This window comes from Kluyvera sp. EC_51, from assembly GCF_019584505.1.
Taxonomy (GTDB): domain Bacteria; phylum Pseudomonadota; class Gammaproteobacteria; order Enterobacterales; family Enterobacteriaceae; genus Kluyvera; species Kluyvera sichuanensis.
Window position 1 is genome coordinate 164,239 of record NZ_VDAG01000035.1, and the last position, 14,637, is coordinate 178,875.

Genomic DNA, 14,637 nt, shown 5'->3' on the forward strand with positions numbered 1-14,637 from the left:
CCTAAGGATATCGTCATTAACCTCGATATGGTTTTAGTGTTGCCAGGTGCAACGTGATGCACGGCATTAAAAAACCAAGGAGGCAACATGAGTAAAACATCCTCAGGAGAGGACAAGGTGACGTGGGTAGGTTATTTCGTTTTCCTGCTGACCATTATATTTTTCTCAGGCTGCTTTGCGAAAAGCACCGAATGGTGGCGCGTTTTTGACTTTACGGTTCTGAATGGCAGTTTTGGGCAGGTGAATACGGCGGGAGAAAACGCGTTATCTTTCCGTGGGGTGGGTGGGGTAGGAGCGAAAGATGGCTTCCTGTTTGCCCTTGAGCTTGCCCCATCCGTCATTTTATCACTGGGGATCATCTCGGTTACTGAAGGGCTGGGTGGGCTTCGCGCCGCACAACAGCTGATGACCCCCATTCTGCGTCCTATACTGGGCATCCCCGGCATCTGCTCGCTGGCGCTTATCGCAAATCTACAAAACACCGATGCGGCGGCAGGCATGACCAAAGAGCTTGCCGACGAAGGAGCTATCAGCGATCAAGAACGCGCAATTTTCGCCACCTTCCAGACCAGCGGAAGCGCCATTATCACCAACTACTTCTCTTCCGGCGCAGCGCTGTTTACGGTCATCAGCGTCCCGGTGATTACCCCCCTGGTTGTCATTCTGGTGTTTAAGTTTATCGGCGCCAATTTCTTGCGCTTGTGGATCGCGCACTGTGAAAACCGCACACAGCAGGAGGCAAAAGAATGACGACGTTGCCGCGCAAAAATATCATGGATTTATTTATCGACGGCGCTCGCCGTGGGTTTACCATCGCCACAACCAGCCTATTGCCCAACGTGGTGATGGCATTCGTCATCATCCAGGCGCTTAAGGTCACCGGACTACTGGATATCGTTGGCAAGGTCTGCGAGCCCGTGATGGCATTGTGGGGGCTACCCGGCGTGGCCGCCACGGTGTTGCTCGCGTCGGTGATGAGCATGGGCGGAGGCGTCGGCGTATGCGCAAGCCTGGTGGTTGCCGGCACGCTCAGCGGTCATGATGCCACCGTGCTTTTGCCCGCCATTTATCTGATGGGTAACCCGGTTCAGAATACCGGCCGCTGTCTCGGCACCGCAGGCGTGAATCCGAAGTATTATCCCCATATCATCGTTATCTGTATCGCCAACGCCCTGCTCTCCATGTGGGTGATGCAGATACTTTTCTAAGGAAGAATGATGAATTTCTCTTTGCTGGAGCCACGCTTATTTCGCAATGCGCACCTCTTCGCACCTGAAGAGCGCGGTATGTGCGATCTCCTCGTCGCCGGAGGAAAAATTATCGCCATTGAACAGGCTGGCGCAGACATCGCCCTCCCGGACTGCCCAATAAGCGACCTTAACGGGGCGACCGTGTGCCCTGGCTTTATCGACCAGCACGTGCATCTGATTGGCGGCGGCGGCGAGGCAGGTCCTCATACGCGGACCCCGGAAGTACGCCTGTCGAAACTTGTCGCTGCCGGGATCACCTCGGTCGTTGGCTTACTCGGCACCGACGGCGTGACACGTCATCCTGAGTCGTTACTGGCCAAAACCCGCGCGCTGGAGTACGAAGGGATAAGCGCCTGGATGCTGACCGGCGCTTATGGGCTTCCGTCGCCCACGCTAACCGGCAGCGTCGAAAAAGACGTTGCGCTTATTGATAAAGTCATTGGCGTCAAATGTGCGATTTCCGACCACCGCTCATCGGCACCGACGTCCGCGCAACTCGCCACGATGGCGGCACAATCACGGGTTGGCGGCCTGTTGGGAACCAAAGCCGGGATTTCCGTTTTTCATATGGGCAACAGCCCACGTGAACTGGAACCCGTCTATGACATATTGCATCATGCCGATGTTCCGATAACCAAGCTGCTTCCCACCCACGTTAATCGCGCTCAGTCGCTGTTTCTTGCCGCCCTGCGCTTTGCCCGGGAAGGTGGATACATCGATATCACCAGCAGCATCGACGAGCCTATCGACCCCGCAAGCGCCATTATGATGGCCCGGGAAGGCGATGTTCCCTCATCAAGAGTAACACTGAGTTCAGACGGTAACGGAAGCCAACCGCATTTTGACGCCAACGGTAACCTGATAGGCATCGGCGTCGCCGGGTTCGAATCGCTGTTGGAAACGGTACAGAAGTTAGTGAAACAGCATCATCTTCCGCTGGAAGAGGCGCTGTTGCCGCTCACCCGTAACGTGGCGGAATTTCTTGGGTTTGGTCATAAGGGACGACTGTCGCCGGGCTGTGATGCCGACTTTATCGTTCTGGATGAGGAACTGCGTATTCAGGAAGTATGGGCGAAGGGAAAGCAGATGGTGCGCGACGGTAAAGCCTGCGTTAAAGGCACTTTCGAGGAATAACACCCCAGCACATAAAGAAAAACCCCCGAGCATTTCTGCTCGGGGGTTTCTTGATGCTATGGGGTATAGCGCACGATTACATCATGCCGCCCATACCGCCCATGCCACCCATGCCGCCAGCTGCGCCTAAATCAGGAGCATCGCCTTTTGGCAGGTCGGTCACCATGCACTCGGTGGTGATCATCAGGCCCGCAACGGATGCCGCGTACTGCAGAGCAGAACGGGTCACTTTAGTTGGGTCCAGGATACCGAAGTCGATCATGTTGCCGTATTCTTCAGTTGCGGCGTTGTAACCGTAGTTACCTTCGCCCGCTTTCACGTTGTTCGCAACAACAGATGGCTCTTCACCGGCGTTGGAAACGATCTGACGCAGTGGCGCTTCCATTGCGCGCAGCGCAACTTTGATACCGACGTTCTGATCTTCGTTCTGAGCAGCCAGGCCAGCCAGTTTAGCGGCTACGCGAACCAGCGCTACACCACCACCAGCAACCACGCCTTCTTCTACCGCAGCACGGGTCGCGTGCAGGGCATCGTCAACGCGTGCTTTTTTCTCTTTCATTTCAACTTCGGTGGCAGCACCGACTTTGATTACCGCAACGCCGCCAGCCAGTTTCGCTACGCGTTCCTGCAGTTTTTCACGGTCGTAGTCAGAAGTTGCTTCTTCAATCTGTTTGCGGATCTGAGCAACGCGGCCCTGGATCGCCGCTTCTTCACCCACGCCATCGATGATGGTGGTGGTGTCTTTGTTGATCACAACGCGTTTAGCCTGACCCAGGTCTTCCAGGGTAGCTTTTTCCAGCTCCATACCGATCTCTTCAGAGATAACGGTACCGCCGGTCAGGGTTGCGATGTCCTGCAGCATCGCTTTACGACGGTCGCCGAAGCCAGGTGCTTTAACAGCAGCGACTTTCACGATACCGCGCATGGTGTTAACCACCAGGGTAGCCAGCGCTTCGCCTTCAACATCTTCAGCGATGATAACCAGTGGTTTGCCGGCTTTCGCAACGGCTTCCAGAACTGGCAGCATTTCGCGGATGTTGGATACTTTTTTGTCAGCCAGCAGGATGAACGGGCTTTCCAGCTCAACAGCACCAGTCTCTGGTTTGTTGATGAAGTATGGGGACAGGTAACCACGGTCGAACTGCATACCTTCAACTACGTCCAGTTCGTCTTCCAGACCGGTACCGTCTTCAACGGTGATCACGCCTTCTTTACCGACTTTATCCATCGCTTCAGCGATCAGTTTACCTACGGTTTCGTCGGAGTTAGCGGAGATGGTACCAACCTGAGCAATCGCTTTAGAGTCGGAGCAAGGAACGGACAGTGCTTTCAGTTCTTCAACCGCAGCAACGACAGCTTTGTCGATACCACGTTTCAGGTCCATTGGGTTCATGCCCGCAGCAACGGCTTTCAGGCCTTCTGCGATGATAGCCTGAGCCAGTACGGTCGCGGTGGTGGTACCGTCGCCTGCAGCGTCGTTCGCTTTGGAGGCAACTTCTTTTACCATCTGAGCACCCATGTTTTCGAACTTGTCTTCCAGTTCGATTTCACGTGCTACAGATACACCATCTTTGGTGATGGTTGGTGCGCCGAAGGATTTGTCCAGAACAACGTTACGGCCTTTAGGGCCCAGGGTAACTTTAACTGCGTCTGCCAGTACGTTAACGCCGCGCAGCATTTTTACACGAGCGTCGTTACCAAATTTTACGTCTTTAGCTGCCATTTCTTCTATTCCTCAAATTCGTTCGCGCGTTGCTTACGCTTCAACAATTGCCAGGATGTCGCTTTCAGACATGATCAACACTTCTTCATTGTCGATCTTCTCAGATTTCACGCCGTAGCCATCGTTGAAAATCACGATGTCACCAACTTTAACGTCCAGCGGCTGCACGGTCCCGTTTTCCAGGATGCGGCCCTTACCGACAGCGATGATTTCGCCACGAGTTGATTTTGCTGCCGCAGAACCGGTCAGAACGATGCCGCCAGCAGATTTGGTTTCAACTTCTTTGCGTTTGACGATCACACGATCATGTAACGGACGAATACTCATTGATAGCTCTCCTTTGAGAAAGTCATTATCAGTTATGGGTGATGCCGGGCCGTAAGCGGTTTTCCGGCTAGTGCCTGAGAGATGGGGATGGTTATTTTGCCCTTCAAGGGGGCACCCTAAAAAAAATTTCATCCGGCTGCGCAATCGCGATAAATCGCTGTATTGCCAGCGTAGAACAGCACAATGACGCGGGGCTGCCGGGAGAGGGGATGTGGTAACATTTTGCTCTTTTTGTAAAAGTGTGGACGAGGGACATGGCGGGACTTAAACAGGAGCTCGGGTTAGCTCAGGGAGTAGGATTACTATCGACGTCGCTGCTCGGCACCGGGGTCTTTGCCGTTCCGGCGCTGGGCGCGCTGGTTGCCGGTGACAACAGCCTGTGGGCCTGGCCCGCGTTAATCGTGCTGGTCTTTCCGGTCGCTATCGTCTTTGCCCTCCTCGGCCGACACTTCCCTAGCGCAGGCGGCGTAGCGCACTTCGTCGAAATGGCCTTTGGCCCTCGCCTCGCTCGCGTTACCGGCTGGCTGTTTCTCTCGGTTATCCCGGTTGGCCTGCCCGCCGCGCTGCATATTGCCTCCGGCTTTACCCAGGCGCTGTTCGGCTGGCACGGTTGGCAGTTGCTGATGGCGGAGGTCGCCACGCTGGCGATCGTCTGGTGGCTGGGCTCACGCGGCGCCAGTTCCAGCGCTAATTTGCAGACGCTGGTCGCCATTTTAATTGTTGCCCTATTGGCCGCTATTTGGGTCTACGGCGATATCTCAGTAAAAGCGATCCCTTTCCCGGCCCTGCCTGATATCGACAGTTCACAGCTTTTCGCCGCGCTGTCGGTGATGTTCTGGTGCTTCGTCGGCCTGGAGGCATTTGCCCATATGGCTTCGGAGTTCCGCAACCCGGAGCGCGACTTCCCGCGCGCGCTGATTATCGGCCTGCTGCTGGCAGGCGTGGTCTACTGGGCCTGTACCGTACTGGTGCTGCACTTCCACGCCTACGGTGCTGCCAATACTGCCGCGGCTTCGCTGCCGACCATCGTGGTACAACTGTTCGGCGTGAAGGCGCTGTGGGTGGCGAGCGTCGTCGGTTTCCTCGCCTGCTTCGCTAGCCTCAATATCTACATCCAGAGCTTCGCCCGGCTGGTGTGGTCGCAGGCTCAGTCTAAACCGGATAGCTATCTGGCGCGCCTCTCACCGGGGCTGGTACCGCGTAATGCGCTGAGCGTGGTGATTGGCAGCTGCATGGTGAGCACGCTTGCCAGCTACTGGCTGAACATCAACCTCGATGCGCTGATCGTCTACGCCAACGGCATCTTTATTATGATTTACCTGCTATGCATGCTAGCGGGATGCCGGTTGTTAAGCGGGCGCTACCGCGCATTATCCGTCGTGGGCGTGGCGCTGTGCGTGCTGCTGCTGTCGATGGTGGGATGGAAGAGCCTGTACGCGATCGTGATGCTGGCGGCGCTGTGGGTATTACTGCCGAAAAGGAAGGTCTGAGCATTCCCGGCGTCGCTTTGCTCGGCCGGGCTACGTGTCAAATTGTAGCCCGGCCGAGCGCAGCGACGCCGGGACCGCACCAACGCCATAAAAAAAGCCGGAGCCACAACGCGCTCCGGCTTTTTATCATCGCCACGGCTTATGGGCGATTATCGTCTTTATGATCCAACTGGTCAGGACGTTCGTCCTTACGCTGATACTCACCGTCAAAAGTCTGCCCGCTCGTGGTACCGCCCGCAAAACCGCCGCCCGGCATCCGATTAAAGTGCAGATACGGCATCAGTTTCACGGTGAGGTGTTTCTGCACCGGCGGCAGCAACAGCACCAGACCCAAGAAGTCGGTGAAGAACCCTGGCAACAGCAGCAGCAAACCGGCGAGGATCAGCGAAACGCTTTTGATCATCTCGGCCGCCGGGCTTTCGCCCGCCTGCATTTTTTCCTGCATCAGCATCAGGTTTTTGAAGCCCTGATTGCGCACCAGCGACATGCCGATGACGGAGGTAAAAATAACCAGTACTAACGTCAGCAGGACGCCAAACACATGGGCGACCTGGATAAAAATCGATATCTCAATGTAAACATAGAGAAAAATGGCAATTAACGGTATCCAGCGCACTGGCATCTCCTGTTCGAAAAATCACGCGGTTCGCGCGTTTGCAGCGATTCACGGCCCGCTGCACTACTTTTAAATGGTGGTGATTCGCCGCATTTCAATCAGCGCGCATCCATATTTTTGTCAACAATGGTCAAGCGGTGACTCATTTCACAAATCAATAATTCTTATCCGTTCCGTCTGATAATAAGTGATCCAGATTACTGCAATCCGCTATTATCAGCATATGATCATAGACACTGGGCCGATTAAGGAAATAATCTGCGGTCATAAAACGCATAACCATTCAGATTATGCGTATTTGGTGAAATCATTGGCAGCTCGCAAATAGAAGGTTCACATGCTAAACAACATTCGTATCGAAGAAGATCTGTTGGGTACCAGGGAAGTTCCGGCTGACGCTTACTACGGCGTTCATACTCTGAGAGCGATTGAAAACTTTTACATCAGCAATAGCAAAATCAGCGACATCCCGGAATTTGTTCGTGGGATGGTGATGGTGAAAAAAGCAGCGGCCCTGGCGAACAAAGAGCTTCAGACGATCCCTAAAGGCGTAGCAAATGCCATTATTGCTGCCTGTGATGAAGTTCTGAATAACGGCAAATGCATGGACCAGTTCCCGGTAGACGTTTACCAGGGCGGTGCAGGCACCTCCGTTAACATGAACACCAACGAGGTACTGGCGAACATCGGCCTGGAGCTGATGGGCCACCAGAAAGGGGAATACCAGTACCTGAACCCGAACGACCACGTCAACAAATGCCAGTCCACCAACGATGCCTACCCAACCGGCTTCCGCATCGCGGTGTACACCTCTATTCTGAAGCTGATTGACGCGATTAATCAGCTGGGCGAAGGCTTCCAGCGTAAAGCAGCGGAATTCCAGGACGTCCTGAAGATGGGTCGAACCCAGCTGCAGGATGCGGTACCAATGACCCTGGGCCAGGAATTCCACGCATTCAACGTGCTGCTGACCGAAGAGACCAAAAACCTGCTGCGCACCGCAGAACTGCTGCTAGAAGTGAACCTCGGCGCGACCGCTATCGGTACTCGCCTGAACACCCCGGACGGCTACCAACAGCTGGCGGTACAGAAGCTGGCGGAAGTCAGTAATCTGGCGGTTGTCCCGGCGGAAGACCTGATTGAAGCGACTTCCGACTGCGGCGCCTACGTCATGGTACACAGCTCGCTGAAACGCCTGGCGGTGAAAATGTCGAAGATCTGTAACGACCTTCGCCTGCTCTCCTCCGGCCCACGCGCTGGCCTGAACGAAATCAACCTGCCGGAACTGCAGGCGGGCTCATCCATCATGCCAGCCAAAGTGAACCCGGTGGTGCCAGAAGTGGTGAACCAGGTGTGCTTCAAAGTCATCGGCAACGACACCACCGTCACCATGGCTTCTGAAGCCGGTCAGCTGCAGTTGAACGTGATGGAGCCGGTGATTGGACAAGCGCTGTTTGAGTCTATCCACATCCTGACCAACGCCTGCTACAACCTGCTGGAAAAATGCATCGACGGCATCACCGCGAACAAAGAAGTGTGCGAAAGCTACGTCTATAACTCCATCGGTATCGTCACCTACCTCAACCCGTTCATCGGCCACCATAACGGCGACATCGTCGGTAAAATTTGTGCCGAAACCGGTAAGAGCGTACGTGAAGTGGTGTTGGAGCGCGGCCTGCTGACGGAAGCGGAGCTGGACGATATCTTCTCCCCGCAGAACCTGATGCATCCGGCCTATAAAGCGAAGCGCTATACCGATGAAAGCGAACAGTAAGCTTCCCGAATAACGCACAAAGGCATGTCATCGTGACATGCCTTTTTTGTATCTATAGTTTACCAAAACACAACAATTACATATCAATCTAGCAATACAAGGAAGGCTAATATGTTTGGAGCAGAACTGGTCATTGTGCTTCTTGCCATTTATCTGGGGGCAAGACTTGGCGGCATTGGCATCGGCTTCGCCGGCGGTTTCGGCGTGCTGGTGCTAACGCTCATCTTTCAAATTAAACCCGGCGCTATACCCTTTGACGTTATTGAAATCATCATGGCGGTCATCGCCGCGATTGCCGCGATGCAAATCGCTGGCGGGATGGATTATCTCGTCAGCCTGGCTGAGCGACTGCTCCGCCGTCACCCTAAATACATCACCTTCTTAGCGCCGCTAGTCACCTGGTTTATGACCATTCTGGCAGGCACCGGGCACACCGCGTTCTCCACGCTGCCGGTGATTACCGAAGTGGCTAAAGAGCAGGGCATCCGCCCTTCTCGCCCGCTCTCTATCGCCGTGGTGGCCTCGCAGATTGCGATTACCGCCTCGCCGATTTCCGCCGCGGTGGTGTTCTTCGCGGGCATTCTGGAACCGATGGGCGTGAGCTACCTGACGCTGCTCTCCATCTGCATTCCGGTCACGCTGATTGCCGTACTGCTGACCTCCATCGTCTGTAACTTCCTCGGCTGCGAGCTAAAAGACGATCCGGTGTATCAGGAGCGTCTGGCCAAAGGCGAAGTGCGCCTGCGCGGCAGCAAAGTGTTTGAGCTGAAACCTCATGCGAAGCGCTCCGTGTTGCTGTTCCTGATTGGTATCGTGGCCGTGATGTTCTACGCCACCGCCATCAGCGACACCGTCGGGCTGATTCAGAACCCGGTACTGCCGCGCAACGAAGCGATTGTGGTGTTCATGCTGACCATCGCCACGCTGATTTGCATCACCTGTAAAGTCGATACCGGTGAGATCCTCAACGCCAGCACCTTTAAATCCGGCATGAGCGCCTGCGTGTGCGTACTAGGCGTCGCGTGGTTGGGTGATACTTTCGTCAAAGCCCATATTGCCGACATCCAGGCCATCGCGGGCGATCTGCTGAACAACTACCCGTGGCTGCTGGCGGTGGTGCTGTTCTTTGCTGCTACCCTGCTGTACTCCCAGGCGGCGACCACTAAAGCACTGATGCCTGCAGCGCTGATGCTGGGCGTTACCCCGTTGACGGCCATTGCGTCCTTCGCTGCGGTTTCCGCGCTGTTCGTGCTGCCAACCTACCCTACGCTGCTGGCAGCGGTAGAAATGGATGACACCGGCTCTACCCGTATCGGCAAATACGTGTTTAACCATGCGTTCCTGGTGCCGGGCGTGATTGCTATCGCTTTGTGCGTGATCCTCGGTTTTATCTTCGGCGGGCTGATGCTCTAGCCCTGTGACGCCATGTAAAAATCGTTAAAGTCGGGCCGCTCTGCGGCCCGATTCACTCAACCCCTTTTTCCCGCCGTGCTATAGTGCCTCTTTTCATCGATACGAGGTTTGCAATGAGTATTCCCGACGCTGTTGTGGTTCTCTGTACTGCTCCTGATGAAGCTACCGCCCAGGATCTGGCGGCGAAAGTGCTGGCGGAAAAGCTGGCGGCCTGCGCCACGCTACTTCCCGGCGCAACATCGCTCTACTACTGGGAGGGGAAACTCGAACAGGAGTATGAAGTGCAGATGCTGCTGAAAACCGACCACGCGCACCAGCAAGCGCTGCTCGACTGTCTGAAGGCTCACCACCCGTATCAAACACCCGAACTTCTGGTTTTACCCGTTACTCACGCAGACACTGATTACCTCTCATGGCTCAACGCTTCATTACGCTGATTCTGCTGCTGTGCAGCACCTCGGCCTTTGCCGGGCTATTCGACGCGCCCGGCCGCACCAATTTTGTTCCTGCCGATCAGGCCTTCGCCTTCGATTTTCAACAAAATCAGCACGATGTGAACCTCACCTGGCAGGTGAAAGACGGCTACTACCTCTACCGCAAGCAGGTGCAGGTGACCCCGGCTAACGCCAGCATCGCTCCGCTCCAGTTGCCCAACGGCGAGTGGCATAGCGACGAGTTCTACGGCAAAAGCGAGATCTATCGCCACAGCCTGACCGTGCCGGTGACGCTGACCCAGGCGAACGCAGGCGCGACGCTCACCGTCACCTACCAGGGCTGCGCCGACGCGGGCTTCTGCTACCCGCCGGAAACCAAAACCGTACCATTGAGCGCGGTCGAGGCCCTTCCCCCTCTCCCCACCGGGGAGAGGGCCGGGGTGAGGGGCAACCCCAGCGCGGACTTACCGTTCTCCGCCCTCTGGGCCCTATTAATCGGCATCGGCATCGCCTTCACCCCCTGCGTGTTACCGATGTACCCGCTGATCTCCGGCATCGTCCTCGGCGGCAAACAGCGCCTCTCCACCGCTCGTGCGCTGCTGCTGGCCTTTATCTACGTGCAGGGCATGGCGCTTACCTACACCGCGCTCGGCCTGGTGGTAGCCGCCGCCGGAATGCAGTTCCAGGCAGCCCTGCAACATCCGTACGTGCTGATTGGCCTGTCGGCGGTGTTTATCCTGCTGGCGCTGTCGATGTTTGGTGCCTTCTCGCTGCAGCTGCCATCGTCGCTGCAAACCCGCCTCACCCTGATGAGCAACCGCCAGCAGGGCGGCTCGATGGGGGGCGTATTTGCGATGGGCGCGATTGCCGGGCTTATCTGCTCGCCGTGCACCACCGCGCCGCTCAGCGCCATTCTGCTGTACATCGCCCAGAGCGGTAACCTGTGGCTCGGCGGCGGTACGCTGTACCTTTACGCGCTGGGCATGGGACTGCCGCTGATTCTGGTGACGGTATTCGGCAACCGCCTGCTGCCGAAAAGCGGGCCGTGGATGGCGCACGTCAAAACCGCCTTTGGCTTTGTGATCCTCGCCCTGCCGGTGTTCCTGCTGGAACGTATTATTGGCGACGTCTGGGGGCTACGGCTGTGGTCGATGCTCGGCGTGGCGTTCTTCGGCTGGGCATTTATCACCAGCCTGGGTTTGCAAAAACCGTGGCAGCGCATTGGACAAATTCTTCTGCTGGCCGCCGCGCTGATCAGCGTGCGCCCGCTTCAGGATTGGGCCTTTGGCACCTCCGTCACGCAGAGCCAATCGCACCTCAACTTTACCCGCATCAGCAACGTTGAGACGCTGAACGCGGCGCTCGCCAGCGCTCAGGGCAAGCCGGTGATGCTCGACCTGTACGCCGACTGGTGCGTGGCCTGCAAAGAGTTTGAGAAGTACACCTTCAGCGACCCGCAGGTACAGCAGGCGCTGCAAAATACCGTACTGCTACAGGCGGACGTGACCGCCAACAGCGCGCAGGATGTGGCGCTGCTAAAACATTTACAGGTTCTGGGTCTGCCGACCATTCTCTTCTTTGATGAGAACGGCAACGAGCAGCCCGCACTACGGGTGACCGGCTTCAAGGATGCCGCCGCGTTCCGCGCACATTTGCGCGATCGCCAACCGTAGACAACACTTTTAGACGGATAGCCGTCAACGGAGGAGAGACACGTGCAACGCGAAGACGTACTAGGAGAAGCCCTACAGCTCCTTGAGCAAGAAGGGATTGCGAGCACCACGCTGGAGATGGTTGCCGAACGCGTAGACCGCCCGCTGGACGAACTGCGCCGTTTCTGGCCAGACAGCGAAGCGCTACTGTATGACGCGCTGCGCTACCTGAGCCAGCAGGTGGAGACCTGGCGCCGCCAGTTGATGCTTAACGAAGAACTGACCCCCGAGCAAAAACTGCTGGCCCGCTACACCGCGCTGACCGAGTGCGTGACGAAAAATCGCTACCCCGGCTGCCTTTTTATCGCCGCCTGCACCTTCTACCCGGAGGCAGACCATCCGATTCACCAGCTCGCCGAGCAGCAAAAGCAGGCCGCCTATGCGTACAGCCATGAGCTGCTGACCCAGTTGGAAGTGGACGACCCGGCAATGGTCGCCAAACAGATGCAGCTGGTGCTGGAAGGCTGCCTGAGCCGTATGCTGGTTAGCCGCAGCCAGGCCGACGTGGACACCGCGCACCGTCTTGCCGAAGACATTCTGCGCTTTGCCCAGTGCCGCCAGAACGGCGCGCTGACCTAAGCCAGCATCCCCGCCCACGCGGAGACCAGCAGGCACAGCGCCATCAGCCGCTGAAACCGCACCATCGCCACGGTGGTGCGGAACACTCGATTCACCGCCTTCCCCAGCCACGCCCAACACATCAGACACGCCACCGAGATCAGTAAAAACCATAGCGCCATCAGCGCCACCTCGCGCAGCGCGTGCTCACCCGCCGGAGCAAACAGGCTGACAACCGCCAGCGCCATCATCCAGGTTTTCGGGTTTACCACCTGCAACAGCGCTGCCGCTTTGGCGGTAAAGCGCTGCCTCTCCTTTCCGGCGATATTCGCCGCTGGCGCGCAGAACAGCTGCCAGCTCATCCAGGTCAGCCACAGCACGCCCGCCCAGCTCATCACCTGCCGCACCAGCGGATATTGGCGCAGTACTTCCCCCGCGCCCGCACCGGAAACCAGCACAATCAAACTTGCCGCCACGCAGCCGCTCACTAGCGCCGGAATGGTCGCCCGCACGCCAAAGTGCTGACTGTTGTTGAGGATGAGGATATTGGTCGGCCCCGGCGTTATCGACGCAACGAGGGCAAACAGCAGGAACGGCATGATATTCACAGGTGACTCCTTATTATTGGAGTTCCGACTGTGCCGTTATTTATTGGAAACGTCTGGAAGGTTTGTGCACAACCGACGGTAGTGGGCTGGCGAGATACGATACGCCCGCTGGAACCAGCGCCCGAGGTGGCTCTGGTCGGCAAAACCGAGCGTCGCCGCCACGTCCACCGGCTGCTCGCCCAACGACAGCAGCTGGCGCGCTTTCGCCAGCCGCAGCTGGATCAGCCACGCGTGCGGTGCCAGGTTGAACTCTCGCTTAAAGCTGCGCGTGAGAGTAAAACGGTCGGTGCCCGTCTCCCGCGCTAAATCAGACAGCCCGATATTGTCGCCCATATGCGCATGCAGATAATCTCGCGCCCGATGAGCAATTGCCGAGCTTTGAATCGCCGACGGCAGCCGCTTGCGCCACTGACAGTGCGCGGTCAGCTGCGCCAGCAGGCCGTCCATGCTGCTCTGCTGCACAATGCGCATCTCATCGGTATGCAGCGTGCTGAACGTCTCGCCAATCGCCCGCACCAGCTGCGGTTCGCGGGTAAGCGTTTGGTTAAAGTGCAGCGAGTAGCTGTCCGGCGTAGCGTCATACAGCCCGCGCAGGGTGTTGGTCAGCCAGCGTTCGTCTAGGTAAAAGGTGAGATAGGTAAAGCCACCGGCCACCGGTGCTTCACCGTCGTGAATTTCCCCCGGCTCCAGCAGAAAGGCATCGCCCGGCACGCTATGGTGACGCTCGCGACGGCAGTGAAACTGTTGGGTGCCAGACAGCGTGATCCCCACCAGATAGCTATCATGCCAGTGCGGATCAAACGCGTACCCTTCAAAGTGCGCTTTGATGGTTTCAATGCCCGTATCGGCATGCTGTCGCAGCTCAAGCCAGTCTTTCGTTGCCATACCGTCCCCCTCTCACCGCCAGCATTGCCCGATTACCGCGCCGATGTCTGGAAGATTTGTGCAATCACCCGGCGCAAACGCGTAGATTGCCGCAATAGTAAGCAGTTGAACAGCTTTTCGGTGAATTTGGTTGACGTGAGGGAGCGACTACGGTTTAATGCGCCTCGTTGCCCGGATAGCTCAGTCGGTAGAGCAGGGGATTGAAAATCCCCGTGTCCTTGGTTCGATTCCGAGTCCGGGCACCACTATTCATAAGGCCTCGCTGCAAAGCGGGGCTTTTCCTTTTCTGGCTACGGTAGATTTCTGGTCGTTGCAACACGTTATTTGTTTGCTGGATTTCTCGTCTTTTTCGCAGATGTTCGTTACTTTTAAACACCTCAACATCCTCTGATGTACTTTTCCCTAACCTCACAGCTACGGTCTTTCTACGGTCCTCTACGATTCCTTTCTCTCAGGGCATTCATAATGAAGTAGAAAATACGGGGAAAACGGGGGAATTATCATTTCGCCCTAATCCGCTGGTCTTAACGTGATTTTGTCGCGGGGGAATAAGGTGGGTAAATCCCCAATAGCAAACGGGGAAATCTGGCAGCATACCCCCTCCACCATTCACATGGGGATCTTCACCAGTCCGTCCACCTACAACAAGCTCTTCTTGCCCTTTCACTTCTTACCGTTTTCAGAATCCCCCGTTCTCCACGCCATCATAAAAT

At 56.6% G+C, this 14,637-nt stretch carries 14 protein-coding genes and 1 tRNA gene; 10 read left to right on the forward strand and 5 right to left on the reverse strand.

The window, feature by feature from the left end; translation table 11 throughout:
* Positions 1–87 precede the first annotated feature (87 nt).
* Genes FHC49_RS09755 through iadA form a run of 3 tightly spaced genes read left to right on the forward strand, consistent with a single transcriptional unit; the run spans position 88 to position 2,384 of the window.
* Positions 88–750, forward strand: coding sequence for a nucleoside recognition domain-containing protein (locus tag FHC49_RS09755; RefSeq protein WP_185669295.1), 663 nt, complete (start codon positions 88–90; stop codon positions 748–750).
* Positions 747–1,208, forward strand: coding sequence for a YjiG family protein (locus FHC49_RS09760; RefSeq protein ID WP_185669294.1), 462 nt, complete (start codon positions 747–749; stop codon positions 1,206–1,208). The genes FHC49_RS09755 and FHC49_RS09760 overlap by 4 nt, the downstream gene beginning before the upstream one ends.
* 9 nt (positions 1,209–1,217) lie before the next feature.
* Positions 1,218–2,384 (forward strand): beta-aspartyl-peptidase, encoded by a 1,167-nt coding sequence (gene iadA, locus FHC49_RS09765; protein ID WP_220439656.1) that lies wholly within the window; start codon positions 1,218–1,220, stop codon positions 2,382–2,384.
* Positions 2,385–2,460: 76 nt separating this feature from the next.
* Here the strand turns inward: iadA and groL are convergent, their stop codons facing one another.
* Both groL and FHC49_RS09775 read right to left on the reverse strand, forming a co-directional pair.
* Positions 2,461–4,107, reverse strand: a complete 1,647-nt coding sequence (gene groL / locus FHC49_RS09770; protein ID WP_185669293.1) for a chaperonin GroEL — start codon at positions 4,105–4,107, stop codon at positions 2,461–2,463.
* A gap of 33 nt (positions 4,108–4,140) precedes the next feature.
* The gene (locus tag FHC49_RS09775) at positions 4,141–4,434 is read right to left on the reverse strand and encodes a co-chaperone GroES (RefSeq protein WP_003855929.1); all 294 of its coding nucleotides are present in this window, start codon (positions 4,432–4,434) and stop codon (positions 4,141–4,143) included.
* Positions 4,435–4,688: 254 nt separating this feature from the next.
* Between FHC49_RS09775 and yjeH the strand changes: the two genes are divergently transcribed.
* Positions 4,689–5,924: an L-methionine/branched-chain amino acid transporter gene (gene yjeH / locus FHC49_RS09780; RefSeq protein WP_220439657.1), complete on the forward strand. Its 1,236-nt coding sequence runs from the start codon at positions 4,689–4,691 to the stop codon at positions 5,922–5,924.
* A 139-nt stretch (positions 5,925–6,063) separates the two neighbouring features.
* Here the strand turns inward: yjeH and FHC49_RS09785 are convergent, their stop codons facing one another.
* Positions 6,064–6,540: an FxsA family protein gene (locus FHC49_RS09785; RefSeq protein ID WP_185669291.1), complete on the reverse strand. Its 477-nt coding sequence runs from the start codon at positions 6,538–6,540 to the stop codon at positions 6,064–6,066.
* Between the two features lie 337 nt (positions 6,541–6,877).
* Between FHC49_RS09785 and aspA the strand changes: the two genes are divergently transcribed.
* The 5 genes from aspA to FHC49_RS09810 all read left to right on the forward strand — a co-directional run bounded on the left by aspA (position 6,878) and on the right by FHC49_RS09810 (position 12,452).
* A complete protein-coding gene (gene aspA / locus FHC49_RS09790; RefSeq protein ID WP_185669290.1) occupies positions 6,878–8,314 on the forward strand; it encodes an aspartate ammonia-lyase in 1,437 nt (478 codons plus the stop codon).
* Positions 8,315–8,425: 111 nt separating this feature from the next.
* Positions 8,426–9,727, forward strand: coding sequence for an anaerobic C4-dicarboxylate transporter (locus tag FHC49_RS09795; RefSeq protein WP_220439658.1), 1,302 nt, complete (start codon positions 8,426–8,428; stop codon positions 9,725–9,727).
* Positions 9,728–9,840: 113 nt separating this feature from the next.
* Complete coding sequence (gene cutA, locus FHC49_RS09800) at positions 9,841–10,164, forward strand: divalent cation tolerance protein CutA (protein WP_185669288.1); 324 nt, start codon at positions 9,841–9,843, stop codon at positions 10,162–10,164.
* Positions 10,140–11,834 carry a protein-disulfide reductase DsbD gene (locus FHC49_RS09805; protein WP_220439659.1) on the forward strand — a complete coding sequence of 565 codons (1,695 nt, stop codon included), beginning with the start codon at positions 10,140–10,142 and terminating at the stop codon, positions 11,832–11,834. The genes cutA and FHC49_RS09805 overlap by 25 nt, the downstream gene beginning before the upstream one ends.
* Positions 11,835–11,876: 42 nt before the next feature.
* Positions 11,877–12,452: a transcriptional regulator gene (locus tag FHC49_RS09810; RefSeq protein ID WP_185669286.1), complete on the forward strand. Its 576-nt coding sequence runs from the start codon at positions 11,877–11,879 to the stop codon at positions 12,450–12,452.
* Here the strand turns inward: FHC49_RS09810 and FHC49_RS09815 are convergent.
* Both FHC49_RS09815 and FHC49_RS09820 read right to left on the reverse strand, forming a co-directional pair.
* Positions 12,449–13,039, reverse strand: a complete 591-nt coding sequence (locus FHC49_RS09815) for a LysE family translocator (protein WP_220439660.1) — start codon at positions 13,037–13,039, stop codon at positions 12,449–12,451. The two genes, FHC49_RS09810 and FHC49_RS09815, sit on opposite strands and share 4 nt — an antisense overlap.
* A 36-nt stretch (positions 13,040–13,075) precedes the next feature.
* Positions 13,076–13,924, reverse strand: a complete 849-nt coding sequence (locus FHC49_RS09820) for an AraC family transcriptional regulator (protein ID WP_220439661.1) — start codon at positions 13,922–13,924, stop codon at positions 13,076–13,078.
* A 169-nt stretch (positions 13,925–14,093) separates the two neighbouring features.
* On the opposite strand from FHC49_RS09820, the gene FHC49_RS09825 reads away from it, so the two are divergent.
* A tRNA-Phe gene (locus tag FHC49_RS09825) sits at positions 14,094–14,169 on the forward strand.
* The last annotated feature ends 468 nt before the right edge of the window (positions 14,170–14,637 follow it).